A 25,555-nucleotide genomic window follows, 5' to 3' on the forward strand; every position below is an offset into this window, starting at 1 on the left:
AATTTGGAGCGATACATCGGGTTCGAACCGATGACCTCAACCTTGGCAAGGTTGCGCTCTACCAACTGAGCTAGTATCGCATTATAAAAGGTCTTTCACCTTTCGATTACCGCTTTCGCCGTAACCTACAAATTGGAGCGATACATCGGGTTCGAACCGATGACCTCAACCTTGGCAAGGTTGCGCTCTACCAACTGAGCTAGTATCGCAATCTGAAAACGTCTTTCGCCGTTCAGGGCTGCGAATTATAAGAGCATTTTTTTGTGATGCAAGTCCTTAATGCAAAATTACGAAACTTTTTACTCAACTGCTGTAAAAGCACACAGATTTGCAAAAAAAACGGCTCTTATGTCCCTGAAAAGTTAGATAAACGTGATCATTTTATTCGACTAGATGTTAATAATCGTTTTTCGGTAATACTGCAGCTCGGCGATAGACTCTCGAATATCATCCAATGCTAGGTGACTTCCTGACTTTGAAAAACCGTCTAACACTTCAGGCTTCCAACGACGAGTCAGCTCTTTCAGAGTGCTTACGTCAACATAGCGGTAGTGGAAGTACTCTTCTAACTCTGGCATGTGCTTGTATAGGAAACGGCGGTCTTGACCAATGCTGTTGCCACAAATTGGTGACTTACCTTTTGGTACCCATTTTTCAAGAAACTCAATGGTTTGTTGGATGGCATCTTGCTCTGAAACCGTGCTTTCTTGAATTCGTTTCACAAGGCCGCTGCCAGTGTGCGTCGTTGTGCACCACTCGTCCATCTTGTCCAATTCACTCTGAGGTTGGTGAATAGCCAAAACAGGTCCTTCAGCCAGGATGTTAAGCTCACTATCAGTAACGATAGTAGCAATTTCAATGATTTTATGAGTTTCAGGATCAAGTCCTGTCATCTCTAGATCAACCCAAATAAGGTTCTGATCGCTAAAGGACATAAGGCGTCGCCTATTTGTTTATGTGTAAAAGAGGTACTATACCCAAATAACTATACTCAAACTAGCTTTAGGACCATCGAAATCACGTGGTACCAGCAACATCCTGTTTGAGTCCCCAATCATCAAGTTAGATGTGTTAAGTGAAAAATTGTGGCTAAAAAAAAGAAGTTAACCAAAGGTCAAGTACGTCGTGTACGTAGCAACCAGAACAAGCGACTCAAGAAAGAAGATTCTATCCAATGGGATGAGAACATGCTTGGCGGAACCAAAAGCGGACTCGTGATTACGCGCTTTGGCCAACATGCTGATATCGAAGATCTTGAAACTAACGAAGTTCATCGTTGTAACTTACGCCGTAGTATCGAGACTTTAGTTTCTGGTGACCGAGTGACTTGGCGCGCAGGCTTAGAATCAATGGCCGGTATTTCTGGCGTTGTGGAAGCGGTTGAACCGAGAACTTCAATGCTGACTCGCCCTGATTACTACGATGGCCTAAAGCCAGTAGCTGCGAACGTCGACCAAATGGTTATCGTTTCGGCTGTGCTACCAGAGCTATCACTTAATATTATCGACCGTTACCTAATTGCTTCAGAAACGGTGAACATCGCGCCGCTTGTTGTACTGAACAAGGTCGATCTACTGACTGATGAGCAGATTGCTGAATACCGTGAAACACTTAAAGAGTACGAGAAGATCGGCTATAAAGTGATGTTCGTGAGTAAAGAGTCTGGCTACGGCATCAAAGAGCTGGAAGCTGAACTCAAAGACCGTATCAACATCTTTGTTGGTCAATCGGGTGTGGGTAAATCAAGCCTAGTGAATGCATTAATGCCTACGCTAGACATTGAAGAAGGCGAAGTCTCTGAGAACTCAGGTCTTGGTCAGCACACAACCACGGCAGCTCGTCTGTACCACTTCCCTTCTGGTGGTGATCTGATTGATTCACCAGGAGTACGTGAATTCGGCCTATGGCACCTAGAAGCTGACGAAATCACTGAAGCCTTTATCGAGTTCAAGCCTTACCTTGGCGGTTGTAAGTTCCGTGACTGTAAACACATTGATGACCCAGGCTGCATCCTGCGCGAAGCGGTAGAAAACGGAAAGATCAGTCGATTACGTTTCGACAACTACCACCGCATCATTGAAAGCATGGCGAGTAACAAAGATAACCGTCAGTATTCACGCAACAAAAAAGCCGATCTCTAATCGCGTTTTTGTGAACAAATGTGTGCATTTACTGACAATTGACGCGAATTTAAGTAACATCTCGCGCCCTAAACCGTCATCGACAGATTTAATTGAAAAACAATTAGCATTGGAAAATTAATACAATGGATAAGATTAAAGTTGGATTGCAGTACTGGATTCCACAACATGGATTAACTCGCCTAGTCGGCAAACTTGCGTCTGCTAAAGCGGGCGGCTTAACGACAGCGATCATCAACTGGTTCATCAAGCAATACAAAGTGAACATGGATGAAGCTCTGCATAGCGATCCAAAACACTTTAAAACATTCAATGAATTCTTCGTGCGTGAATTGAAAGAAGGCATGCGCCCTATCGCTGAAGGTGAGTCTGTTATTGTTCACCCTGCAGATGCACGTGTGAGCCAATTTGGCCCAATTACTGACGGTCAACTGATTCAAGCGAAAGGCCATAACTACTCAGCTCGCGAGCTATTGGGTGGTGATGCTGCTCTAGCGGATGAATTTAAAGACGGCGAGTTCGCAACGCTTTATTTGTCACCAAGTGATTACCATCGCGTGCACATGCCATGTGACGGCACACTGCGTCAGATGATCTACGTTCCAGGTGACCTTTTCTCAGTTAACCCGTTAACGGCAGAAAACGTTCCAAACCTATTCGCACGTAATGAGCGTGTCGTTTGTATCTTCGATACGGAATTTGGCCCAATGGCACAAGTGCTGGTTGGCGCAACGATCGTAGGTAGCATCGAGCAAGTATGGGCGGGTACCATCACGCCACCTCGCGGTAACTCGGTTTACAAATGGGATTACCCTGCACAAGGTGACAAAGCAATCATCTTGAAGAAAGGCGAAGAGATGGGCCGCTTTAAGCTAGGGTCAACCGTTATCAACCTGTTCGCTAAAGATGCGATCAAGTTTGACGACACGATGCAAAATGGCGAGAAAACGGTTCTTGGTACACCTTTCGCACACATTGCTGGTAAAGAAGTTGAGACTGATGCTGTTGATTCAGCAGAGAACACTGACCAAGCTTAACGATTTGAGTTAACTCGTTTAAGCTTTAAAGGCGCGTTACTTTTTCTATTTCAGAGAAGAGCGCGCCTTTTTCTTAACTCTACCGATTCATTTGCTACTCAAGCTCTAACAACTCAAATTCCCAAAACCTTGCCCAGACACCTGTTGCTTCTCACTCTTGCTTCTAACTGCCCAGAAAAGATTGACCAAAAACAAAACAGTTGCCGAAACCTTAAATAACTTTTTGATTTTCCAACCCGTCTCCAAGTACCAGAAATCCAGATAACTTACTCTATTTGAAGATATTTTATTTATAGGGTCTTTGTACATGCCTAAACTCAATGTTGGCGTTCTGGTCAAGCTGTTGATTTGTTTTGCGATTCCCTTAGGCGTGTTATTCATGCCAATAGATTCAATACCAATCGATGACCTCACGCTGATTCAGCACCGCTTATTGGCGATATTCTTATTAGCGGCTCTGTTATGGGTGCTTGAACCTGTTCCGGTATTTGCCACTTCCATTTTGATCATTGCGCTTGAATTGGTGATGATTTCTGACAAAGGCTTACACCTATTTAGAAATCCACCAGCGGGACACGATCTCGGTGATTTAATCAAATATACCGACATCTTCGGTGCATTTTCGTCACCTATCATCATCCTTTTCATGGGGGGCTTTGCTCTTGCGATATCCGCATCCAAGTACGAACTCGATAACAACCTAGCTCGAGTGCTTCTCAAACCATTTGGTACAGAGCCGCGCTTCATTATGCTCGGCTTAATGCTGATCACCGCCGTGTTCTCAATGTTCATGTCAAATACCGCAACAACGGTAATGATGCTTGCGCTACTCGGTCCGATCGTAGCTTCTGCACCAAAAGGCGATATGGGGATTAAGGCGCTCGTATTGTGTATTCCAATTGCTGCCAACACCGGTGGTATCGCGACACCCATCGGTACACCGCCCAATGCCATCGCGCTGCAGTACCTAACGGGTGAAAACACCATCGACTTCCTCAGCTGGATGATGATGGGCTTACCCTTTGTGATCATCCAACTCACCATCGCTTGGTTTCTTCTACAAAAACTCTTCCCTTCTAAAGAAAGAAACATGGTGCTCAAGCTCGATGGCCAATTTAGAAAGAGCTGGCGAGCGATTGTGGTTTACATCACCTTCGCTGCGACAATCTTATTGTGGATGACCACCAAACTGCATGGCATGAACACTTATGTCGTGTCTATCATTCCACTGGCTGTGTTTACTCTGACTGGCATTATGGGCAAAGAAGAACTCAAGCTGATCAACTGGGATGTGTTGTGGCTGGTCGCAGGTGGTATTGCGATTGGTATCGGCCTTGATAAAACAGGCTTAGCCGCTGCACTCGCACACGCGATTGACTATGAGTCGCTGTCACCGACAGCTGTGGTACTGACGTTATCTATCGTGTGTTGGTTAATGGCGAACTTCATGTCAAACACTGCAACTGCCAACTTGCTGATGCCGATAGCCGCTGCGATTGGTGCTTCCATGGAAAGCCTAGTTGCGATTGGTGGCCTGCAAGGCTTGCTGGTTGTGGTCGCCTTCTCTGCGTCACTTGGTATGATTTTGCCAGTATCGACACCACCAAACTCACTGGCCTACTCAACCGGACTTATCGAAAGCAAAGACATGGCGAAGATGGGCATCATCTTAGGTATTGTCGGCTTGCTGATGGTTTATCTCGCCCTGTTTATCATCACCTAGTAAGCGTTAACGCTCCCCTTTAATCCTAACTAAAGCGCTGAATGTAAATTTGGCGCTTTTTTCGATCTATACCGCTCCACCCCAAGCAATTAACTAACATTTCAATCAACAGGTAACTGTGATTTTACTTCACTGTTTTACAAAAAGCAGAGTAAATATATTTAGAATTTATGATTTCAAACACATTCATTCCCCGACAGGGAGCGGCACTATACACGCATCAGAGACACATCAATTCACCATCAAGTACGTCACTGTAGTTAGTTTTTTGTCTAATAAAGAGGAATAGACCTTGAGACATACTATTAAATTTAAAATTCAGATCGCAATTGCGGTCATTATTGCCGTCGTGAGTGGCGCTCAAGCCTGGATATCGGTTAATCAACTGACTCAAGAAACTGAAGTCGCGATCAACCAAGAAATGAAAAATGTCAGTGCTGGCACGACGAATTATATTGCCGATTGGCTCTCGATTCGCAGCGATATGATGCTGGCTAATGAGCCGACCATTTCAAGCAACAGCAACTCTGACCGTGAGTTACTCATCACCAAACAAGCCGGACAATTCTTGTCTGTTTATGCAGGATTCAGCGATGGCTCTATCGCTTATGGCGACAAAGGGGAAGACTGGCCAGCAGGCTACGACCCGCGCACCCGCCCTTGGTATAAAGATGCCAACACAACATCAGATCTCATCATTACCGAACCTTATCAAGACTTTGACGGCAGCATTGTCATCAGCTTTGCAAAAGCATTCAACGGTGAAAGACAAGGTGTCCTCGCGGCAGACCTAACTGTAACCAGCATTATCGACACTGTACTCAACGTGAAACTGGATAACGATGGCTTTGCGTTTTTAGTCGACGGTAACAACAACATCGTTGCCTACAGTGATGAAGAGCTAAGTCAGAAACCACTGACCAGTTTGAACCCAGAGCTAACGGCCAATAAGGTGTCACAACTGATCCAAGGCCAAATGATCACCACGCTAACTTGGCCTAGCCAAGGGGATAAAATGGTCTACATTGCCAACGTCCCGAATACCGATTGGTCGTTAGGTATTGTTATCGATAAGGAAATGGCGTTCTCTGCGGTATCTGACGCGATTCAGTTCATCGCTCTTACTTCTTTGATTTTGTACATCGTCATTTCGATTGCGAGCACTATGGTAATCAACCGACTGCTTTCTCCATTACAAACCTTATCAGAAGCACTGACTCAGCTTGCTCAAGGCAGAGGTGATCTCACTCAGCGTATTGATATCACGCGTATGGATGAGATTGGCAAACTTGCCGAGCTTGTAAACCAGTTCTTAAGCCAGATGCAAAGCATGTTGAAGGGCGTGATAGAGCACAGCCACGATCTCAACAATCATGCTGAAAAAGCCAATCAACTGGCTACCCAATCATCCATTCGAGTTGAAAATCAGCAAAACGATATCAATCAAATAGCGACCGCGATTCATGAGATGTCCGCCACGGCAGCAGAAGTGGCTAGCCATGCCGAATTAACCGCCTCAGCCTCTCAAGCATCAGCGACCGCTTGTAACGAAGGCCAGGAGGTTATTCAACAAAACCGTGATGCGATTACTGGCCTTGCGACTCAAGTCGAAGACGCGGCCAATGTGATTCGTGAATTAGAGAGTAATGCTCAAAGCATCAACAAGATCCTATCCACCATTCAAGGTATTGCTGAACAAACCAACCTGTTGGCATTGAATGCCGCGATTGAAGCGGCGCGTGCGGGAGAACAAGGTCGTGGATTTGCGGTTGTTGCAGACGAAGTTCGAGTGCTCAGCCAAAGAACGCATGGCTCAACGGAAGAAATCCGCGTGATGATTGATACGCTGCAGAAGAATACCGAACATGCCGTAGAAAGCATGACCACTAGCACTCAACTGGCAGAGAACAGCGTTGGCTTCGCAGAACAAGCTCATGGCAGCCTGACTAAAATCACCCAGGCGATCACTGAAATCAACGATATGGCGCTGCAAATAGCGAGTGCTGCGGAAGAGCAACGCGCAGTAAGCGAAGACATCAGTCGCAACACGCAAGGGATCAAAGATGCCTCCGACGATCTTGCACAACAAGCTGAAAGCAGTCGCAATAGCTCAAATGAAATGAGTAGCGCTGCCGAGTCGATGCGCCGAGATGTAGAGCGCTTTAAGGTATAACTCATCTCAAGCAAAGTAAGTTGAACCACACCAGCAAGCGACAGCTGACATAAACTAATAACTGAAACAAAGTCGTTCTTTCATAAGAATCACTTTGTTCTCAGTCCGGTTTAATGCATATTGATGAGCTAATTTATCCCAGACACAAGGATGTTATTCAGATGGGATTCGAATGGTTGGCTCTTGCTGCCGCTTTTCTTTGGGCCATCGCGAGCCTAATGTCAGTAAAGCCTGCTCAGCACTTAGGTTCTTTCGCCTATAGCCGTTGGCGAATGGGTTGTACCGCGATCATCTTATCGAGCATGGCTTGGTTTACCGGTGGTTGGTCAACGGTCGAAGCAGACCTAGTCACGCCAATGATGATGTCTGGACTAATTGGCATCTTCATTGGTGACACCGCCCTATTTGCTTGTTTGAATCGAATGGGACCGCGCCAAGCGGGTTTGCTGTTCTCTTGTCACGCCGTGTTCTCGGCGATTCTTGGTTACTTCCTATTTAGCGAAAGCATGACTTCTGTTGAGCTGATTGGCTCGGCTTTGGTGTTCAGTGGCGTTTTAACAGCGATATTCTTTGGTCGTCGAGGACAAGCCAACAACCAACTCGAAACCATCAAAGGCACTGTGTGGATTGGCGTTGCTCTCGGAATCACAGCGGCTATCTGCCAAGCATTAGGTGGGATTATTGCCAAGCCCGTGATGCAAACCAGCATTGACCCAATAGCAGCTTCTGCCATTCGAATGATCACCGCTTTTGTAGCTCACTCACTGTTTCGCTTAACAGGCGCCAAACTTTCACGCGCACTAAACCCAATGAATAAGCAAATATTCGCGATTACCGCGGTTAACGGCTTTTTGGCAATGGCGGTGGGAATGACGCTGATCTTGTATGCGTTGCAGGAAGGCAATGTCGGCATGGTTGCTCTGTTATCTTCAACCACGCCAATCATGTTGTTACCAATACTTTGGTTGTACACCAAGCAGAGACCAAATGTCTATGCTTGGATAGGTGCCATTGTTGCCGTAGTGGGTACTGGTATTCTGGTCAGCTAGCTAGTGAAGTTAATTGGCAGCTGTTTGGAAACTGAGAATTAATAGCTAATGACTATTCACTCTCAGTAAAACAAAATCAAAAAGCTAAGAGCGCGGGAACGGAAAAGCCGTCACATCATCGATATGGTCATAACCTAATGCCAGCATGATCAGACGATCAATACCTAAAGCAACACCCGCACAGTCTGGTAAGCCCGCTTTTAATGCCTCAATCAAGTGATGGTCAATCGGTTGAGGCGATAAGCCCATCTCAATACGTTTGGCATTGTCATCTTCAAAGCGCTTGAGCTGCTCTTGTGGCTTGTCTAGTTCATGGAAGCCGTTTGCCAATTCAATGCCTTTGAAATACACCTCAAAGCGATCCGCCACTCGTGGATCATTCGGGTTAATCTTGGCTAACGCCGCTTGTGATGCTGGGAAGTCATAAACAAACGCAGGCACTTGTTGCCCTATCTTTGCTTCAACCCCAATACTAAACAGTAGTTGTAGTAAGGTATCGCGGTCTTGTTCTGGATCAGCAATGTCACTAAGCCCAAGCTTCGCTGCCGCTTGTTTTAGAGTATCCATCGAATCTTCCAATGGACACACACCTAACACATCAATAAAGGCTTGTTGGTAAGTCATCCGCTCTGCTGAGCCCGATTTAAGTACCTGCTGTAACAGCAAATCCATTTCATCCATCAGGTCATGATGATCAAAGCCAACTCGATACCACTCCAACATGGTGAACTCAGGGTTGTGATAACGGCCATTCTCTTCGTTACGGAAAGATTTACAAATTTGATAAATACAGCCACTGCCCGCTGCTAATAGACGTTTCATATGAAACTCAGGGCTCGTCATAAAGAACAGTGGCTGACCGTGTGCATAACCCGGCCCTACAAATTCAGTTTTGAAAGTATGCAAATGCACGTCAGTCACCGTGGCGTGGCTCATCGCCGGCGTATCCACTTCCATCACGTTTCGCTCAGCAAAGAACTGACGAATTTGATTAAGGATATCAGCACGTTGCTTTAACTGTTCAATGGTTGCGGCCGGTTGCCATGTAGAGTGCATTATTGAGTTCCATATTACTGAATTCTAGGCGACGAAAATTACCACCTTTCATCGCTTTTGTAAGCTTCTATCTTTCTATTCGTGAAAGCAAAATGTTGTTTTAATGAAGCCAGAAAATTACGTTCTACAATACAATTATCAATACAGATTTCACATCAACATTGATAACAAAAATCATACTCAACAAGCCGTTAACACCCGTCCTGTGGGTTAATCGTTATCAACAATTCATTGCCGTGATTGCAGTCACATAACCTATAATTTCTATGCCTCCATATGCATTACCGACCTAAAAACCCAAATGCATCAACTTTTCGAATACCTTCCTCTCTTACACTGAACCTACCACTTAAGGCTTAGGGGCGCTAAATGGTTCCTACGATTTAGAACCTCCTAAATAGGCTTTTTATAATTACAAGCGGAATACTCCGCATCACACTGGAGAATAACTGTGAAGACAATTACCACAGATATCGCAGTCATCGGCGCAGGCGGCGCTGGTCTTCGTACAGCTATTGCTGCGGCTGAAGCTAATCCTGAACTGGAAGTAGCACTGATTTCTAAAGTTTACCCAATGCGTTCGCACACGGTAGCGGCAGAAGGCGGTTCAGCAGCGGTAATTAAAGACGAAGATAGCCTAGATAACCACTTCAACGATACTGTTGGTGGTGGCGACTGGCTATGTGAACAGGATGTTGTTGAATACTTTGTTGAAAACTCGACTCGCGAAATGATCCAAATGGAACAATGGGGCTGCCCATGGAGTCGTAAAGAAAACGGTGAAGTAAACGTACGCCGATTCGGCGGTATGAAGGTAGAGAGAACGTGGTTCGCAGCGGATAAAACCGGCTTCCACATGCTTCATACTCTGTTCCAGACTTCGATGAAGTACGACACAATCAAACGATTTGATGAGTACTTTGTGGTGGATTTGCTCGTTGAAGATGGCGAAGTACAAGGCCTAATCGCGATTCACATGTCTGAAGGTGAGCTTGTTACCATCAAAGCAAAATCTGTTGTTCTAGCAACCGGTGGCGCAGGTCGTGTTTACCACTGTAATACCAACGGCGGCATCGTAACGGGCGACGGTATGGCAATGGCTTATCGCCACGGTGTACCACTGCGTGATATGGAGTTCGTTCAATACCACCCAACAGGCCTACCGGGCACTGGCATCTTGATGACCGAAGGTTGTCGTGGTGAAGGCGGTATCATCGTCAACAAGAACGGCTACCGTTACCTGCAAGATTACGGCATGGGCCCTGAAACTCCAGTGGGCGAGCCGAAAAACAAATACATGGAACTGGGTCCACGTGACAAAGTTTCTCAAGCATTCTGGCACGAGCAGCAGAAAGGCAACACCATCAAGCACCCACTTGGTGATGTCGTACACCTTGACCTTCGCCACCTTGGTGAAGAGTACCTACAAGAGCGTCTTCCGTTTATCTGTGAGCTTGCAAAAGCGTACGTAAACGTAGACCCAGCAAAAGAGCCAATCCCAATTCGTCCAACCGTTCACTACACCATGGGTGGTATTGAGACTAACGGTACCTGTGAAACTCGCATTAAAGGCCTATTCGCCGTTGGTGAATGTGCTTCAGTTGGCCTACACGGTGCAAACCGCCTAGGTTCTAACTCTCTGGCTGAGTTCGTAGTATTTGGCCGCGTTGCTGGTGAAGAAGCGGTGAAACGCGCTGCTGAATTCAAAGGCTGGAACGAAGAGTCTATCGCTAAGCAAGTTAAAGCGGTTGAAGATCGCATCGCAGGCATCTTGGCTCAAGAAGGCGACGAGAACTGGGCTGACATCCGTACTGAAATGGGTCACACCATGGAAGCGGGTTGTGGTATCTACCGTCAAGAAGACTTGATGCAAAAGACCATCGACAAAATCACTGAACTGAAAGCTCGCTACAAGAAGATCAGCATTAAAGACAAAGGCAAAGTGTTCAACACTGACCTACTTTACGCTATCGAAGTGGGTTACGGCCTTGAAGTTGCAGAAGCGATGGTTCACTCAGCGATCCTTCGTAAAGAGTCTCGCGGTGCACACCAACGTCTAGACGACAACTGCACAGAACGTGATGACGTGAACTTCCTGAAACACTCTCTATCTTTCTACAACGAAGATGCAGCACCAACCATCGACTACAGCGGCGTTAAGATCACCAAATCTCAACCTAAAGCTCGTCTGTACGGTGAAGCTGCAGAGAAAGCCGCTGCCGCTGAAAAAGCAGCAGAAGAGAATGCTAAGAAGAGCGAAGAGGAGCAAGCATAATGTCAGCGAATCGAATCCAAAAAATTGAAATCCTGCGTTATGATCCTGAGCACGATGCAGAGCCTCACTTTCAAACCTTTGAGGTGCCATTTGATGAAACCATGTCAGTACTTGATGCGATCGGTTACATCAAAGACAACCTAGATAAAGACCTATCTTACCGCTGGTCTTGTCGTATGGCGATTTGTGGTTCTTGCGGCATCATGGTTGATGGCGTGCCAAAACTAGCGTGTAAGAGCTTCTTACGTGACTACCCGAATGGCTTCAAGATTGAGCCTTTAGCTAACTTCCCAATCGAAAAAGATTTGATTGTCGACATGACGCCGTTCATCGAGCGCCTTGAAGCGATCAAGCCTTACATCATTGGTAACGACCGTAAGCCAGAAGACGGCACTAACATCCAAACTCCAGAGCAAATGGCGAAGTACAAACAGTTCGCTGGCTGCATCAACTGTGGTTTGTGTTACGCAGCGTGTCCTCAGTTTGGTCTAAACCCTGAGTTCATCGGCCCTGCAGCACTTGCTCTTGCTCACCGCTACAACCTAGATAGCCGTGACAATGGTAAAGCTGAACGTATGAAGCTTATCAATGGCGACAATGGCGCTTGGGGCTGTACGTTTGTAGGTTACTGTTCTGACGTATGTCCGAAGAAAGTAGACCCAGCAGCGGCAGTAAACCAAGGTAAAGTTGAGTCTTCAATGGACTTCGTTATCTCGATGTTCAAGCCAGACGGATCGCAAGTAAAAACAGCAGAGGAGGCATAATATGAGCAATCGTAAGCCTTATGTTCGTGAGATGAAGAGAACGTGGTGGAGCAACCATCCGTTCTACCGCTTCTACATGCTACGTGAAGCGACTGTACTGCCTTTGATTCTATTCACTCTGTTCCTAACCTTCGGTTTGGGTGCACTAGTGAAAGGCCCTGAAGCTTGGGCTGGTTGGTTGAGCTTTATGGCGAACCCTATCGTCGTTGGTATCAACATCGTGGCACTGCTAGGCAGTTTGCTGCACGCTCAAACCTTCTTCAGCATGATGCCTCAAGTAATGCCAATCCGTCTTAAAGGCAAATTGGTTGATAAAAGAATCATCGTACTGACTCAGTGGGCTGCGGTGGCTTTTATTTCTTTAATCGTTCTTGTTGTGGTGTAAGGAGCTTTCGTTATGAACACAAACTACAAAGTTAAGCCTGTTAACCACAATCCACAACGCTCCGATGAGCCAATCTGGTGGGGTCTATTTGGCGCTGGCGGTACTTGGTTCGCGATGATCACACCAATCACGATTCTAGTGTTAGGTATCTTAGTGCCAATGGGCATCATCGATGCTGACGCAATGAGCTACGAGCGTGTGTCTGAATTTGCCACCAGCATTATCGGCGCGCTATTCATCATCGGTACGCTGGCACTGCCAATGTGGCACGCAATGCACCGTCTTCACCACGGCATGCACGACCTTAAGTTCCACGTCGGCGTTGCGGGTAAAGTGGGTTGCTACTTCGTTGCAGGCCTAATCAGCGCACTGTCTGTTATCTTCATTTTTATGATCTAAAAGCAGATACGGGATTCGAGTAATCGAGTATCGAAGAGCTTAAGAGCAGAAAATAGAAAGCAGAGCTAGGTTATCTAGCTCTGCTTTTTTATTGTTTGTCGAATATCTCGCATCCCGTTTACTCGTATCTGCTCTTCCCGCTCTTCGTATCCCGCATCTCGTTTACGCGCATCTGTTCTTAAGGTACAAAAAAAGGCCGCATAAGCGACCTTTTTCAGATACTTGAAGTAAATTACTTCACACGACCAACGTATTCGCCAGTACGAGTATCAACTTTAACAACTTCACCGATTGCGATGAATAGAGGTACACGAACTACCGCGCCTGTTGCTAGAGTTGCAGGCTTACCGCCAGTACCTTGTGTGTCGCCTTTAAGGCCAGGATCGGTTTCAGTTACTTCGATCTCAACAAAGTTTGGTGGAGTTACTGTGATAGGGTTATCATTCCACAACGTTAGAGTACAAACGTCATTTTCAACTAACCATTTTGCAGAGTCAGCAACTGCTTTTACGTCTGCTGCGATTTGCTCAAATGTTTCGTTGTTCATGAAGTGGTAGAATTCGCCATCGTTGTATAGGTAACCTAGTTCAACGTCAACAACATCTGCAAGCTCAAAGCTTTCGCCTGATTTGAATGTTTTCTCTAACACTTTGCCTGACAGCAGTTTACGAAGTTTTACACGGTTAAACGCTTGGCCTTTACCTGGCTTAACGTATTCATTGTCGATAATTGAGCAAGGCTCGTTATCTAACATGAATTTTAAACCGCCTTTGAATTCATTGGTGCTTACTGACGCCATGATTTTCTCTTCCACATCTTTGAGTTAATTTCAATGCCGCATATCATAACCCGAAAAGTCGAATCTGTTGAGCAAAACTGGCTCAAACAACTATCGAATGCGATCTCTGACCCGACAAAACTGCTTGAGGCATTGGAAATAGACCCAACACCGTGGCAAGCAGGCTTTGCTGCTCGTGAGTTATTTGCACTTCGGGTACCTCTTAGCTTTGTCGAACGAATGGAAAAAGGCAACCCACACGATCCATTGCTACGACAGGTTTTACCGCTAAGCGAAGAGTTTGAGGTACACCAAGGCTATTCTGCTGATCCACTGGAAGAGCAAGAGAACGCAATTCCGGGCTTACTGCACAAATATAAAAATCGAGCATTGATGATTGTAAAAGGCGGTTGCGCAATTAACTGCCGCTACTGCTTCCGTCGTCACTTCCCTTATCAAGATAACAAGGGCTCGAAGTCTGTTTGGCAAACCAGCCTAGACTATGTGGCTGCTCACTCAGAGATCAACGAAGTTATCTTGTCGGGTGGCGATCCACTGATGGCAAAAGATAGCGAACTAGAGTGGCTGATTCATGCTATCGAACAAATCCCACATGTGAAAACCGTTCGAATTCATAGCCGATTACCGGTTGTAATTCCCGCTCGAGTAACAGATGAATTGTGCCAATTGTTAGCTCAAACTCGCCTTAATGTGGTGATGGTGAGCCATATTAACCATGCCAACGAAATCAACCTAGAGCTCAAACAAGCCTTCCACAAGCTTAAGTTAAGTGGTGCAACTCTGCTCAACCAAGGTGTGATGCTTAAAGGTGTAAATAACAGCGCTAACTCATTGAAAGAATTAAGCGAAAAGCTATTCGATGCCGGCATTTTACCTTACTATATGCATGTACTTGATAAGGTTCAGGGCGCTGCTCATTTCTATATTTCAGATGAAGAAGCGAAGCATCACTTTAAGGAGTTAATCTCTGAGGTTTCTGGCTACCTAGTACCTAAGTTAACCCGTGAGATTGGTGGACGCAGCAGCAAAACACCACTCGACCTACACATTGAATAGAGAAGTTGTATCAATGAAACACAATACCTCAATTGATCCACCAGTAATCACATCTCAACCAGCGCTTAAGTTCAGCTCAAAAGGTTTCACCATCATCGAGCTGGTCGTGGTGATCGTGATTCTAGGTATTGTGTCAGTCACCGCAGCTTCTAAGTTCCTCAACCTTCAAACTGATGCGCGCATCTCTACATTAAATGGCCTCAAAGGCGGAATGGAGGGTGCAAGTGCTATGCTTTATGGTAAGACATCGGCATTAGGCTTAGATAAAGCAGCGAGTGCGTCAGTGAATGTTGAGGGCGACAATATATCAGTCGTCTATGGCTACCCGGCGGCAATCAACAGTGACGCTTGGTCAATGCTAATAGAATCAACCTTTCTTGATGCTGAGTGGGGAGTCGGTAATGCCGATTGGTTCTTTACCAATGTAAGTGCCGGAGATGGAACAATTATCTACGCTCCAGCAAGTCGTAAAAAGGAAGGAGATAACTGCTACCTTGAGTATCAAGAAGCGACAGAAACCACGACACCTGTCTTCACCTTAACAACAGACGGCTGCTAGACTTTACGTCACCTTTATCAATCGTTAAGACAAAAAGTTTTTGTTCGATCGTCCGGTCTATTATTAGCATACTCGGCTCTATTCTAAATTTTTAGGAGGGGTGATATGACACAATTTATAGAACAAACTCTCAACCTTGCCCCCTTTAGCTGGGCAGGCCTTGCAGTATGCATGCTGTGTGGTTCGTTAATCGGCATCGAAAGACAAACACGCGGTAAACCGGTAGGTATCAGGACATCGATTCTGATCATCAGCGGTACCTATTTCTTCCTTACGATGGCGATTAGCCTTTCCCCTAACACGCTCGATCAAGCTCGTGTGCTTGGTCAGATCATTACAGGGGTAGGTTTCCTTGGCGCCGGGGTAATGATGACACTGGATGGAAAGATTCATGGTGTCACTTCAGCCGCGATTATTTGGGTACTCGCTGCATTAGGTATGATGATCGCACTAGGGCATCTTTCCCAATCGGTCATTATCACGCTAATGGCGCTAGTGATTCTGCTTGGTGTCGATAAAGTGGAAAACAGCTTCCAAAGCCTGCGCCGTGGCGTTCACCAAAAGTGGATGCGAAAAGGTCGAGTGAAGAAGTAGCCTCAATCTGAGACAGACATTAAGAAGGCCTAGTCACACGACTAGGCCTTTGTGTATCCAACTCATTAATACACTTGAATACACACCTGATTCTTACCTGCAGCCTTTGCCTTATAAAGCTGCTCATCCGAGGAACGAATGCTTTGGTTTTCCCACAAGTGGCCGACACTGTCGAATTTATACAGAGAGTAGAGCGTCGCGCCGCCAGACACAGAAATATTAATCTTGTCACCCGTAGGGCATCGATAACTCTGTAGGCTAATGTCGTTTTGAATTCGCTCAAAGATCGATGAAAGCAACTCAGACGATTCACCCGTAATCGCGACAACAAACTCTTCGCCACCAAATCGAGCCACGATATCTTGCTGTCTAACGCTGTTCAGCATCAACCGAGCAACATGGCAAATCACCTCGTCCCCCACTTTATGGCCATGCTGATCATTAACGACTTTGAAATCATCGATATCAAACACGCCAACACCAATAATCGGCTCCTCATCCTGGGCCAGTAATCGAGCCTCAAAACCACGTCGATTCAGCAAGCCCGTTAATGGGTCGCGCATTGCTAGCTCATTTAAACGCTGGTGCTCTTGTCTTGTATAGAAGCGCCATAGCCATAAAACCGAGAGCAGATACAAAACCAACAGTATCGAAAGCTGAATCTTCTCCATTTCCAAGATATGCAGAAAGTGCTCGCTCTTATCTTCTTCAATACTCAGATATAACTGGGTGTCAATGTCATCAACATACAGAGGTTTGGAATAAGTAAAGTCCATAAAACCGTATTTGTTTGCGCCTCGCGTACTGGTGACTTTGTAGCCATGGGTAGGGTTTGAGACTAGGTTAGAGACATAGCCATCGACACCCAACACCCCTTTAAACTCACCATTAACGTAGATTCCTTTGGTTAAGGTCACCACTTTCTGACCTGTCAGGTAGTCATCATATTGGCCGGTATACACCACTTGGTCTTGCCCTTGAGCTAAGCCAAAGCGAATCGTGTTCACCCAATAAGGCCTGCTATTCACAACCGAATCAAAGGTGTCGCCTTTAATGTAACTGGCAAAGTCAGAAGGCGAAGAGATAATGAACTTCTCTTTTGAAATGAAGTAAATCGCAGAAATGGTATCTATGGTATTGGCAAAATAAGCCATGGTCGGCGCGATGAACAGGCGCTTACCCGCTTCGGTATAAAGGTCCGATTCCGGGTTGCACATCTCGCGAGGGCCAGAGAACATAAAATCAAAACGAGGGGCATGTTGCTCCTCACTGGTGAAGTAACACGTCTCACCCTCGATCTTTTTGTCATGCGAGAATACGTAGGTATCCCCATGCAGTGGATAAAGCGCAGTGATGTTGTACTCAAGCGCATTTATGATCTGTGTGAGCTCCGCTAAAGAGCGTGTCACGCCTTGGTTTTCCATTCCATACTGTTTATCTGATTCTTCCGCTGAATCAACGAGCAACAAGCTCAAAACTACTAAAAAACTGGCGGTCAGGCCTAAGAAAGCCTTTTTAAAATCGACGGTATGGTGGTTAATCAAAGCATATAAATCATCATTGGGAATTTATCGCACATTGTACCCATAAATTCAAACATCGCAACAACAAATATAAAACAACATGCTTATTGGGTAATTTGAGAAGTTTATCGTGGAAGTAGAATTGAATGTAATAACGCCCAAACAAGGGTTTAGGCGTTGATAGGCTTAGTCTTTAATCGCGTATGCGTAACTAAAAGCTAATGCATTAACTGAACGTTGCTCGCCAACCGTAGAACCAAAGGCTAAACGACAGCGTTATTTAGCAAAGTTTACAATCGGGAAGCACGGGAAGAAACCGTTATCAGCACAGTTGATCAGACCAACTTGTACGCCTTCGATTTTGTTGGTTTTGTTGAAGATACCAACCTGAACCGTAGACACTTCTGAAAGGTTCGCAGCGCCAACATCAACCATAGTGTTACCTTCTGAGTAGTTTACAAAACTCACGTTCGCGCCTTTCACATCATTAGTAATGTTCACAGCACCAAGGTTAACACCCGTTGTTTTACCCGTGTTCCAGTTGAAGAAACCTAGAGATGCACCGGTCATTTCTTGGTTCACTTTTGATGCACCAAAAATACCCAGGTTCACACCTGTGGTCGTTTGCGTCTCAGACATACCAACAACAGCAAGATCAAGACCTTTAAGGTCGTTCACTTGTCCGTGAAGTAAAGCCAAGCGCACACCGCCAACTGCATCTGAATCAGGTGCGTTGAAGCCGTTAATTGTTGAAAACATAACAGGCGAAGAGGCAAATGCCGCCGGTGCCATTACTGCTGCAGACACAGCAAGTACTGAAAGTAGTTTTTTCATTGGGGGAGTCTCCACTGACTTATTGTTGACTTGATTAATCCATTTTCAATCAAGCATTTATTATCCTTTATTCAACAGCTATCCATGTTAGATCAATGTCATAACTGTACTGTTGAATATAAGCCGCTAAATCATAAAGAGCAATATAAAGAAAGGGATACGGTGAGAGGTAAGAGTAGCGATCTAGGCTCATGTTTCTATTTGAAGGTTGTAAAGATTCCCTATCACGCTCGTGCCTCGCTGTAGGGAATGACGAAACGCAAAATAACTCCAGCAATAACAACCGTCATTCCAGAACTGAGGAACGAAGTATCTGGAATCTCAGAACACAACACCCTCAAACGCTTATAGGCAAAGCAGATTCCCTATCACGCTCGAACCTCGCTGTAGGGAATGACGAAACACAAAATAACTCCAGCAATAACAACCGTCATTCCAGAACTGAGGAACGAAGTATCTGGAATCTCAGTTTAACAACGAATCCAATTATAACGAGCATAAAAAAACGGAGACCGAGGTCTCCGTTTTCTAAAGCTTATGTATGGCTCTCTCTGTTACGAGAAAGGGGATGATTACATCATACCGCCCATGCCACCCATACCGCCCATGCCGCCCATATCAGGCATAGCAGCAGACGCATCTTGAGGCTTGTCTGTGATCATCGCTTCTGTCGTGATCATAAGACCAGCAACTGATGCAGCGAACTGAAGTGCAGAACGCGTTACCTTAGTTGGATCTAGGATACCCATAGCAATCATGTCGCCGTATTCGCCAGTCGCCGCGTTGTAACCGTAGTTACCTTCGCCAGCGCGAACGTTGTTAGCAACCACTGATTCTTCATCACCAGCGTTCTTAGTGATTTGACGAATCGGAGCTTCCATTGCACGTAGTGCAACGCGGATACCTACGTTTTGCTCTTCGTTGTCACCTTCAAGGCCAGCAACTTTAGAGGCAGCGCGGATAAGTGCAACACCACCACCAGCAACCACACCTTCTTCAACTGCAGCGCGAGTTGCATGAAGTGCATCTTCAACGCGGTCTTTCTTCTCTTTCATTTCAACTTCAGTCGCAGCGCCAACCTTGATTACCGCAACACCGCCAGCTAGCTTAGCTACGCGCTCTTGAAGTTTCTCTTTGTCGTAGTCAGATGTTGCATCTTCGATTTGTTGACGGATTTGAGAAACACGACCTTGGATCATTGTCTCTTCACCCGCACCATCAATGATGGTTGAGTTTTCTTTAGTGATGGTTACGCGCTTAGCTTGACCTAGATCTTCTAGCGTTACTTTCTCAAGGTCTAAACCGATCTCTTCAGAGATAACCGTACCGCCCGTTAGGATAGCGATGTCTTGAAGCATAGCTTTACGACGGTCACCGAAACCAGGGGCTTTAACAGCCGCCACTTTCACGATGCCACGCATGTTGTTCACAACGAGAGTTGCAAGCGCTTCGCCTTCTACATCTTCAGCGATGATTAGAAGTGGACGAGATGCCTTAGCAACCGCTTCTAGAGTCGGAAGAAGCTCACGAATGTTCGACACTTTCTTGTCGATAAGAAGAATGAATGGGCTTTCTAGATCAACAGAACCCGCTTCTTGGTTGTTGATGAAGTAAGGAGATAGGTAACCGCGATCGAACTGCATACCTTCAACTACGTCTAGCTCGTCTTGTAGAGCCTGACCTTCTTCAACCGTAATTACGCCATCACGACCTACTTTTTCCATCGCTTCAGCAATGATGTTACCTACTGTCGAATCAGAGTTCGCAGAGATAGTACCTACTTGCGCGATAGCTTTAGTATCTGAACATGGAACAGACAGGCCTTTTAGCTCTTCAACCGCTGCGATAACCGCTTTGTCGATGCCGCGCTTAAGATCCATTGGGTTCATGCCAGCAGCAACCGCTTTTAGACCTTCAGTGATGATAGCTTGAGCAAGAACAGTTGCTGTCGTTGTACCGTCGCCCGCTGCGTCATTCGCTTGCGAAGCCACTTCTTTAACCATTTGTGCGCCCATGTTTTGGAACTTGTCTTCAAGTTCGATTTCACGTGCAACAGAAACACCATCTTTAGTGATCGTTGGTGCGCCAAATGATTTGTCTAGAACAACGTTACGGCCTTTAGGACCTAGCGTTACTTTTACCGCGTCAGCCAGAACGTTTACACCTTCTAGCATTTTAATACGTGCGTCGTTACCAAATTTAACGTCTTTAGCAGCCATCTTTATTTCCTTTAAATTCTTTATTCAGTCAGTTCAGGTTTATGGGTCGGATTACTCAACGATCGCCATGATGTCGTTTTCAGACATGATCAGAACTTCTTTGCCGTCGATTTTTTCAGACTTAGTGCCGTAGCCTTCAGCAAAGATAACAGTGTCGCCAACTTTAACGTCCAATGGTTGTACTGAACCGTTTTCTAGAATGCGGCCTTTGCCAACAGCTAGAATTGTACCGCGAGTTGATTTTTCAGCGGCAGAACCAGTTAGAACGATGCCACCAGCAGATTTAGATTCAACTTCTTGGCGCTCAACGATAACTCGGTCGTGTAGAGGACGGATATTCATCGGTCAGATCTCCTGATAATTTCCATTTAATTTGATAGTTGCCACGATTGGCATGGGGTTACCCAATATGTTGGGGCGATGTGGAAGAACCCAAGGGGGAAAAGATAAAAATTGTGATCTGAAAAGCAGATAAGAGCAGATGCGAGATGCGGGTAAACGAGTAACGAAGAGCGGAAGACAAGAGAATCGCCTTCTTTGTTTTTGCCTTTCGCATCCCGAATCTCGTTTACTCGTATCTGCTTTTCATGCTCTTCCAGCTCTTCGCATCCCGAATCTCGTTTACTCGTATCTGCTCTTTCACATCTCGCATCTGCTTTTAGCTTTTCTTTCTTTCCAAGCCACATCTGTTTATCCTACGCTTTTGGTTTCTATCGGCGTTTTACATGCAAGATAAGCACGGGCTATTAACCGCCCCAATTGAGAGTACATTGCGTACCATGACCATACCGACCATATTCGGCATGGTGGCGATCTTGATGTTTAACCTTGTCGATACTTTCTTTATCTCATTATTGGGTACCCAAGCCCTTGCTGCGGTGAGCTTCACCTTCCCTGTCACCTTTGCAATCAACTGCATCACCATGGGGATTGGCATCGGCCTTTCGACGTGTATTGGAAGGTTACTTGGCCAAGGTTGCGCACAAAATGCCGCTCGTTTTACTTGCCACGGTTTACTGCTTGCGGTGCTTCTTGTTGGCTTTGCATCAACTCTGGGGCTTGTAACGCTTGAACCCATGTTCGCCTTATTGGGCGCTGAACCTGAGCTACTGCCACTGATATCCGAATATATGACAGTCTGGTATTTAGCCATTCCACTACTTGTTATTCCTATGGCAGGTAACAGCGCGATACGAGCCAGTGGCGATACCAAAACACCGGCCAAGATTATGATGCTGGCAGGCCTGATTAACGGCATTCTCGATCCTCTATTAATCTTTGGTTACGGCCCTTTCCCTGAGCTAGGGATTCAGGGCGCAGCCATTGCTAGCGGATTCAGTTGGTTTGGTGCTTTATGTGGCTCACTGTATGTATTAACCATACGAGAAAAGCTACTTGCTCCGCCTAAGCTAAAAAACATCATCGATGACTGGAAACAGATCTTAACCATTGGCACACCCGCCGCGCTTTCCAATGCCCTTAACCCACTTGCTGGCGCCATTATCATGATGATGTTAGCCAAACAAGGGACAGAAGCTGTAGCGGCTTATGGCGCTGCCCAGCGTATTGAATCGATTCTTATCATTGTGTTGATGTCTCTGACTTCGGCTCTTACGCCTTTCATGGCGCAAAACTTTGGCGCAAACAACCCTCAACGCAGCTTTAAGGCTCTGTTCTTAAGCATGCGCTTCGCCGTGATGTTCCAGGGCTTGATTTTCTTAATGATGGTGCCACTGAGCATCCCTTTGGCAGCCCTGTTCTCTCAAGAAGAATCTGTACGAGGCATCTTGTGGCATTACTTGTTAGTTGTCCCGTTTAGCTATGGATTCCAAGGCATTGTAATGATGCTAATCAGCGCTATGAATGCAATGCATCAACCTCTCAAAGCCTTTCAATGGAGCTTCATGCGTCTGTTTGTATTTACCTTGCCGTTTGCTTGGGTAGGTAGCCAAATCGATGGCGTAGAAGGGCTGTTTATTGGCCTAGCTTTAGGAAACATAATGGGTGGTATTTCAGGGTATTGTTTTGCACTTCGTGTAAGGGCTAAAGCAGATGCGGGATGCGAGTAACCGTGATACGAAAAGATTTAAGAGCAGATGAAAGATTCGAAGAGCTTGAGAGCAGAAAAAGACTAAAAAAAGGAAGATGACATGGAAGACACCACTTACAAAATGCTTTATGACGCACCGATTGGCAAGATGATCATTGTGAGTAATGGTGTGTCGATTATTGAAATTGACCATGTAAATCATGAAGAGCTAATGACTAGCAATCCGGATGACCTTTGCCAACTGGCGACGAAGCAGTTAGATGAGTACTTTGCAGGTCAACGAACAGAATTCGATTTGCCATTAAGAGCGATAAAAGGCACGGACTTTCAAAAAGCCGCTTGGCAGGCTTTAACGACCATTCCTTATGGCGAAACCATCAGTTACGGTGAGCAAGCAAAGAGAATGGACAATCCAAAAGCCGTAAGAGCAGTCGGTGGTGCAAATGGCAAGAATCCATTTAGTATTGTTGTACCCTGCCATCGAGTGATTGGTGCCAATGGCACATTAACCGGCTACACCGGTGGCATGAACCGCAAAGAGTGGTTACTGGACTTTGAGCGTTCGGTTCTAAAAGCGAGATGAGAGTAAACGGGATGCGAGATACGAAAAGCATATAACTCGAACTCCGAATCTGCCCCTTCTTATCATTACATCATTTCCTACAGCGAGGTACGAGCGTGATAGGGAATCTCTCTTTATGTTGAACACCGAATATGACAAGTAATACGTGGCATGAGATGCGAGATGCGAGATGCGAGATGCGAGATGCGAAAATATATAACAGCTATCACTCTGTTAGTGACCCGCTTACTCGTATCTCGCATCTATACTCAAATTCCAGATACAAAAAAACGGCTACACTCGCGTGCAGCCGTTCTAGTATTCGATGAAAGTTAAGTGATTACTTAACGATCACATCACCTGACATCTCAGCTGGAATATCAATACCAGACAGAGAAAGCATCGTTGGTGCAAGGTCAGACAGCTTACCGCCTTCTTTGAACTCAACGTCTTTGTTGCCCACGTAGATAAGTGGCACTGGTAGGTTAGTGTGCGCCGTGTGGATGCCGCCCGTTTCTGGGTTTACCATCATTTCCGCGTTACCGTGGTCAGCAGTGATAAGCAATTGACCATCGGCTTCTTTGATCGCTTCAACCACTTTGCCAAGACATTCGTCTAAAGACTCTACCGCTTTAACCGCTGCATCGTAAACGCCAGTGTGGCCAACCATGTCACAGTTAGGGAAGTTACAAACGATAGCGTCGTATTTACCGCCTTTGATTGCTGCAACAAGCTTTTCAGTTAGCTCAGGTGCGCTCATTTCTGGCTGTAGGTCGTAAGTTGCTACTTTTGGAGAAGCAACAAGCTGACGCTCTTCGCCTTCAAACTCGTCTTCTTTACCGCCGTTGAAGAAGAACGTCACGTGCGCGTATTTCTCTGTTTCAGAGATACGTAGCTGCGTTTTGCCTTCTTTCGATAGCCATTCACCGTAGGTGTTCTCTAGAGAAGCCGGTGGGAATGCACATAGAAGAGGAATATCTGCTGCGTATTGAGTCAGCATCACGAAATCGATCGCTGGGAATACGTTACGAGCAAAGCCGTCGAAATCAGGAACGAATGCACGCGTGATTTCACGAGCACGGTCAGCACGGTAGTTCATGAAGATAACCGCATCGCCATCAACGATAGCAGCAGACTCTTCACCTTCCGCTTTGATTTCCGTCGCTTTAACGAACTCATCGTTTTCGTCACGAGCGTAAGCCGCTTCTAGGCCAGCTACTGCAGTGTCGAATGTGAACTCTGCTTTTGCTTGAGTCAGCAGGTCGTAAGATTCTTGAACGCGATCCCAGTTGTTATCACGGTCCATTGCGTAGTAACGACCAATAAGCGAAGCCACACGGCCTTTACCTAGCTTAGCGAACAACGCTTGGAAGCGTGCAAGTGTGTTTTCTGCACTACGTGGCGGTGTATCACGGCCGTCTAGGAATGCGTGTAGGTAGATTTTCTCTGCGCCACGCTCTGCTGCCATTTCAACAGCTGCATAGATGTGATCTTCATGAGAGTGAACGCCACCTGGAGACATAAGACCCATGATGTGAACTGCTTTCTCAGCTTTCACCGCTTTGTCGATAGCGTTAACCAGCGTTTCAGTTTGGCCGAATTCGCCGTCTGAAATTGACTTAGTAATACGAGTAAGATCTTGGTATACCACGCGACCCGCACCGATGTTGGTGTGACCCACTTCAGAGTTACCCATTTGGCCATCAGGTAGGCCTACATCTAAGCCAGAAGCCGAGATTAGCGTGTTAGGTTGGTTAGCAATAAGACCGTCTAATACTGGTGTTTTAGCGTTCGCGATAGCGTTGTCTTGGTTGTCTTCACGGTAACCGTAACCGTCAAGGATCACTAGAGCCATTGGCTTCTTAGCTGACATAGGACTGACCTCGTTCAATTCAAAATAAATCGGTATAAAAACAAATTAGCGTAATTTTACTACAGTTTACAGTCAAAACTGTAGCGGAAGATCAAGAAAGGGCGCAGGTAGGCGGATCGGATATGAAAAAAAGTGTCATTTGATGGTGACCGATGCTTTGTTTCCAAATTAAAATTTTTATAAATAATTCCGGTGAGACTAAGTATTAGGTGACCGCTATTCCATCAGGCCAGCTTGCTTAAAGCTTTTTTATCGGATAAGTCTAACAAACTTGAGTGTTGTTGTTTCTTAAACTGACGCATCAGCAAGTAAGGTCACGGCTAGAGCATTTTAATTCCAGCGCTTAAAAGTACCGAGCGGTACTCATCATCAAGAGCCGCTATCTTCCTCTTTCTTACCATGCTGATATTTTTACTTGTATCTTGTTTAAAAAGACTTAGTGCGATTTTCCTCAGGACATTGAAAGCTAAAGCTCCAGTGCCTC

General features: G+C 45.8%; 23 protein-coding genes, 2 tRNA genes and 1 pseudogene. 14 read left to right on the forward strand and 12 right to left on the reverse strand.

What is annotated here, in order from left to right:
• Positions 1 to 4 precede the first annotated feature (4 nt).
• The 3 genes from AB4484_RS15510 to orn all read right to left on the reverse strand — a co-directional run bounded on the left by AB4484_RS15510 (position 5) and on the right by orn (position 935).
• Positions 5 to 80: transfer RNA gene (locus tag AB4484_RS15510), tRNA-Gly, on the reverse strand.
• 53 nt (positions 81 to 133) lie between these two features.
• Positions 134 to 209: transfer RNA gene (locus tag AB4484_RS15515), tRNA-Gly, on the reverse strand.
• 180 nt (positions 210 to 389) lie between these two features.
• A complete protein-coding gene (gene orn, locus AB4484_RS15520; protein WP_010434065.1) occupies positions 390 to 935 on the reverse strand; it encodes an oligoribonuclease in 546 nt (181 codons plus the stop codon).
• 150 nt (positions 936 to 1,085) lie between these two features.
• Between orn and rsgA the strand changes: the two genes are divergently transcribed.
• From rsgA to AB4484_RS15545, 5 genes are all read left to right on the forward strand, one after another.
• On the forward strand, positions 1,086 to 2,141 hold the full coding sequence (gene rsgA / locus AB4484_RS15525; RefSeq protein ID WP_017061306.1) for a small ribosomal subunit biogenesis GTPase RsgA: 1,056 nt from the start codon (positions 1,086 to 1,088) through the stop codon (positions 2,139 to 2,141).
• A gap of 125 nt (positions 2,142 to 2,266) precedes the next feature.
• The gene (asd, locus tag AB4484_RS15530; RefSeq protein ID WP_050619803.1) at positions 2,267 to 3,178 is read left to right on the forward strand and encodes an archaetidylserine decarboxylase; all 912 of its coding nucleotides are present in this window, start codon (positions 2,267 to 2,269) and stop codon (positions 3,176 to 3,178) included.
• A 307-nt stretch (positions 3,179 to 3,485) separates the two neighbouring features.
• A complete protein-coding gene (locus AB4484_RS15535; RefSeq protein WP_372079087.1) occupies positions 3,486 to 4,901 on the forward strand; it encodes a DASS family sodium-coupled anion symporter in 1,416 nt (471 codons plus the stop codon).
• A gap of 292 nt (positions 4,902 to 5,193) precedes the next feature.
• Positions 5,194 to 7,074: a methyl-accepting chemotaxis protein gene (locus AB4484_RS15540; RefSeq protein ID WP_372079089.1), complete on the forward strand. Its 1,881-nt coding sequence runs from the start codon at positions 5,194 to 5,196 to the stop codon at positions 7,072 to 7,074.
• A 161-nt stretch (positions 7,075 to 7,235) separates the two neighbouring features.
• The gene (locus AB4484_RS15545) at positions 7,236 to 8,123 is read left to right on the forward strand and encodes a DMT family transporter (protein WP_372079091.1); all 888 of its coding nucleotides are present in this window, start codon (positions 7,236 to 7,238) and stop codon (positions 8,121 to 8,123) included.
• A gap of 84 nt (positions 8,124 to 8,207) precedes the next feature.
• Here AB4484_RS15545 and epmA read toward each other — a convergent pair whose 3' ends face one another.
• A complete protein-coding gene (epmA, locus tag AB4484_RS15550; protein ID WP_372079093.1) occupies positions 8,208 to 9,179 on the reverse strand; it encodes an elongation factor P--(R)-beta-lysine ligase in 972 nt (323 codons plus the stop codon).
• A gap of 451 nt (positions 9,180 to 9,630) precedes the next feature.
• Here epmA and frdA point away from each other — a divergent pair, with 451 nt between their 5' ends.
• From frdA to frdD, 4 genes are read left to right on the forward strand one after another with little or no spacing between them, the layout of a single operon-like run.
• Positions 9,631 to 11,454: a fumarate reductase (quinol) flavoprotein subunit gene (gene frdA, locus AB4484_RS15555; RefSeq protein WP_048607796.1), complete on the forward strand. Its 1,824-nt coding sequence runs from the start codon at positions 9,631 to 9,633 to the stop codon at positions 11,452 to 11,454.
• The gene (locus AB4484_RS15560; RefSeq protein WP_009847917.1) at positions 11,454 to 12,218 is read left to right on the forward strand and encodes a succinate dehydrogenase/fumarate reductase iron-sulfur subunit; all 765 of its coding nucleotides are present in this window, start codon (positions 11,454 to 11,456) and stop codon (positions 12,216 to 12,218) included. Before frdA ends, AB4484_RS15560 begins: the two co-directional genes overlap by 1 nt.
• A gap of 1 nt (position 12,219) precedes the next feature.
• A complete protein-coding gene (gene frdC, locus AB4484_RS15565) occupies positions 12,220 to 12,603 on the forward strand; it encodes a fumarate reductase subunit FrdC (protein WP_048607793.1) in 384 nt (127 codons plus the stop codon).
• Positions 12,604 to 12,615: 12 nt separating this feature from the next.
• Positions 12,616 to 13,002, forward strand: coding sequence for a fumarate reductase subunit FrdD (gene frdD / locus AB4484_RS15570; protein WP_017067166.1), 387 nt, complete (start codon positions 12,616 to 12,618; stop codon positions 13,000 to 13,002).
• Positions 13,003 to 13,234: 232 nt separating this feature from the next.
• On the opposite strand, the gene efp is transcribed toward frdD, so the two are convergent.
• Entirely contained in the window at positions 13,235 to 13,801 is a 567-nt protein-coding gene (gene efp, locus AB4484_RS15575) for an elongation factor P (RefSeq protein ID WP_019822013.1), read from the reverse strand.
• A 33-nt stretch (positions 13,802 to 13,834) separates the two neighbouring features.
• Here efp and epmB point away from each other — a divergent pair, with 33 nt between their 5' ends.
• From epmB to AB4484_RS15590, 3 genes are all read left to right on the forward strand, one after another.
• The gene (epmB, locus tag AB4484_RS15580; protein WP_172380566.1) at positions 13,835 to 14,857 is read left to right on the forward strand and encodes an EF-P beta-lysylation protein EpmB; all 1,023 of its coding nucleotides are present in this window, start codon (positions 13,835 to 13,837) and stop codon (positions 14,855 to 14,857) included.
• A gap of 13 nt (positions 14,858 to 14,870) precedes the next feature.
• Positions 14,871 to 15,416 (forward strand): prepilin-type N-terminal cleavage/methylation domain-containing protein, encoded by a 546-nt coding sequence (locus tag AB4484_RS15585; RefSeq protein ID WP_372079096.1) that lies wholly within the window; start codon positions 14,871 to 14,873, stop codon positions 15,414 to 15,416.
• A 105-nt stretch (positions 15,417 to 15,521) separates the two neighbouring features.
• The gene (locus AB4484_RS15590; protein WP_048607785.1) at positions 15,522 to 16,010 is read left to right on the forward strand and encodes an MgtC/SapB family protein; all 489 of its coding nucleotides are present in this window, start codon (positions 15,522 to 15,524) and stop codon (positions 16,008 to 16,010) included.
• Between the two features lie 65 nt (positions 16,011 to 16,075).
• On the opposite strand, the gene AB4484_RS15595 is transcribed toward AB4484_RS15590, so the two are convergent.
• The 5 genes from AB4484_RS15595 to AB4484_RS15615 all read right to left on the reverse strand — a co-directional run bounded on the left by AB4484_RS15595 (position 16,076) and on the right by AB4484_RS15615 (position 21,272).
• The gene (locus AB4484_RS15595) at positions 16,076 to 17,554 is read right to left on the reverse strand and encodes a diguanylate cyclase (RefSeq protein ID WP_372079098.1); all 1,479 of its coding nucleotides are present in this window, start codon (positions 17,552 to 17,554) and stop codon (positions 16,076 to 16,078) included.
• Between the two features lie 255 nt (positions 17,555 to 17,809).
• Positions 17,810 to 18,367, reverse strand: a complete 558-nt coding sequence (locus tag AB4484_RS15600; RefSeq protein ID WP_048607780.1) for a VC2662 family protein — start codon at positions 18,365 to 18,367, stop codon at positions 17,810 to 17,812.
• Positions 18,368 to 18,939: 572 nt separating this feature from the next.
• A complete protein-coding gene (gene groL, locus AB4484_RS15605; RefSeq protein ID WP_372079100.1) occupies positions 18,940 to 20,586 on the reverse strand; it encodes a chaperonin GroEL in 1,647 nt (548 codons plus the stop codon).
• 51 nt (positions 20,587 to 20,637) lie between these two features.
• Positions 20,638 to 20,928, reverse strand: a complete 291-nt coding sequence (locus tag AB4484_RS15610; protein WP_017061289.1) for a co-chaperone GroES — start codon at positions 20,926 to 20,928, stop codon at positions 20,638 to 20,640.
• 26 nt (positions 20,929 to 20,954) lie between these two features.
• Entirely contained in the window at positions 20,955 to 21,272 is a 318-nt protein-coding gene (locus AB4484_RS15615; RefSeq protein WP_372079102.1) for a hypothetical protein, read from the reverse strand.
• Between the two features lie 39 nt (positions 21,273 to 21,311).
• Between AB4484_RS15615 and AB4484_RS15620 the strand changes: the two genes are divergently transcribed.
• Positions 21,312 to 22,655 carry an MATE family efflux transporter gene (locus AB4484_RS15620; protein WP_372079104.1) on the forward strand — a complete coding sequence of 448 codons (1,344 nt, stop codon included), beginning with the start codon at positions 21,312 to 21,314 and terminating at the stop codon, positions 22,653 to 22,655.
• 81 nt (positions 22,656 to 22,736) lie between these two features.
• The gene (locus tag AB4484_RS15625; protein ID WP_372079106.1) at positions 22,737 to 23,219 is read left to right on the forward strand and encodes a methylated-DNA--[protein]-cysteine S-methyltransferase; all 483 of its coding nucleotides are present in this window, start codon (positions 22,737 to 22,739) and stop codon (positions 23,217 to 23,219) included.
• 319 nt (positions 23,220 to 23,538) lie between these two features.
• On the opposite strand, the gene gpmM is transcribed toward AB4484_RS15625, so the two are convergent.
• Both gpmM and AB4484_RS15635 read right to left on the reverse strand, forming a co-directional pair.
• Positions 23,539 to 25,071, reverse strand: coding sequence for a 2,3-bisphosphoglycerate-independent phosphoglycerate mutase (gene gpmM, locus AB4484_RS15630; protein WP_372079108.1), 1,533 nt, complete (start codon positions 25,069 to 25,071; stop codon positions 23,539 to 23,541).
• 320 nt (positions 25,072 to 25,391) lie between these two features.
• A pseudogene (locus tag AB4484_RS15635) lies at positions 25,392 to 25,555 on the reverse strand (ISAs1 family transposase); the annotation flags it as partial.

Origin of the sequence: Vibrio sp. 10N.261.46.A3, from assembly GCF_041472995.1 — a bacterium.
GTDB classification, from domain to species: domain Bacteria; phylum Pseudomonadota; class Gammaproteobacteria; order Enterobacterales; family Vibrionaceae; genus Vibrio; species Vibrio coralliirubri.

What these genes read in the sequence shown, in the direction of transcription:
- orn (WP_010434065.1), bottom strand. Translation starts at nt 935, where the DNA reads ATGTCCTTTAGCGATCAGAACCTTATTTGGGTTGATCTAGAGATGACA.
- asd (WP_050619803.1), top strand. Translation starts at nt 2,267, where the DNA reads ATGGATAAGATTAAAGTTGGATTGCAGTACTGGATTCCACAACATGGA.
- AB4484_RS15535 (WP_372079087.1), top strand. Translation starts at nt 3,486, where the DNA reads ATGCCTAAACTCAATGTTGGCGTTCTGGTCAAGCTGTTGATTTGTTTT.
- AB4484_RS15545 (WP_372079091.1), top strand. Translation starts at nt 7,236, where the DNA reads ATGGGATTCGAATGGTTGGCTCTTGCTGCCGCTTTTCTTTGGGCCATC.
- epmA (WP_372079093.1), bottom strand. Translation starts at nt 9,179, where the DNA reads ATGCACTCTACATGGCAACCGGCCGCAACCATTGAACAGTTAAAGCAA.
- AB4484_RS15560 (WP_009847917.1), top strand. Translation starts at nt 11,454, where the DNA reads ATGTCAGCGAATCGAATCCAAAAAATTGAAATCCTGCGTTATGATCCT.
- frdC (WP_048607793.1), top strand. Translation starts at nt 12,220, where the DNA reads ATGAGCAATCGTAAGCCTTATGTTCGTGAGATGAAGAGAACGTGGTGG.
- frdD (WP_017067166.1), top strand. Translation starts at nt 12,616, where the DNA reads ATGAACACAAACTACAAAGTTAAGCCTGTTAACCACAATCCACAACGC.
- efp (WP_019822013.1), bottom strand. Translation starts at nt 13,801, where the DNA reads ATGGCGTCAGTAAGCACCAATGAATTCAAAGGCGGTTTAAAATTCATG.
- epmB (WP_172380566.1), top strand. Translation starts at nt 13,835, where the DNA reads ATGCCGCATATCATAACCCGAAAAGTCGAATCTGTTGAGCAAAACTGG.
- AB4484_RS15585 (WP_372079096.1), top strand. Translation starts at nt 14,871, where the DNA reads ATGAAACACAATACCTCAATTGATCCACCAGTAATCACATCTCAACCA.
- AB4484_RS15590 (WP_048607785.1), top strand. Translation starts at nt 15,522, where the DNA reads ATGACACAATTTATAGAACAAACTCTCAACCTTGCCCCCTTTAGCTGG.
- AB4484_RS15600 (WP_048607780.1), bottom strand. Translation starts at nt 18,367, where the DNA reads ATGAAAAAACTACTTTCAGTACTTGCTGTGTCTGCAGCAGTAATGGCA.
- groL (WP_372079100.1), bottom strand. Translation starts at nt 20,586, where the DNA reads ATGGCTGCTAAAGACGTTAAATTTGGTAACGACGCACGTATTAAAATG.
- AB4484_RS15610 (WP_017061289.1), bottom strand. Translation starts at nt 20,928, where the DNA reads ATGAATATCCGTCCTCTACACGACCGAGTTATCGTTGAGCGCCAAGAA.
- AB4484_RS15615 (WP_372079102.1), bottom strand. Translation starts at nt 21,272, where the DNA reads ATGTGGCTTGGAAAGAAAGAAAAGCTAAAAGCAGATGCGAGATGTGAA.
- AB4484_RS15620 (WP_372079104.1), top strand. Translation starts at nt 21,312, where the DNA reads ATGCAAGATAAGCACGGGCTATTAACCGCCCCAATTGAGAGTACATTG.
- AB4484_RS15625 (WP_372079106.1), top strand. Translation starts at nt 22,737, where the DNA reads ATGGAAGACACCACTTACAAAATGCTTTATGACGCACCGATTGGCAAG.
- gpmM (WP_372079108.1), bottom strand. Translation starts at nt 25,071, where the DNA reads ATGTCAGCTAAGAAGCCAATGGCTCTAGTGATCCTTGACGGTTACGGT.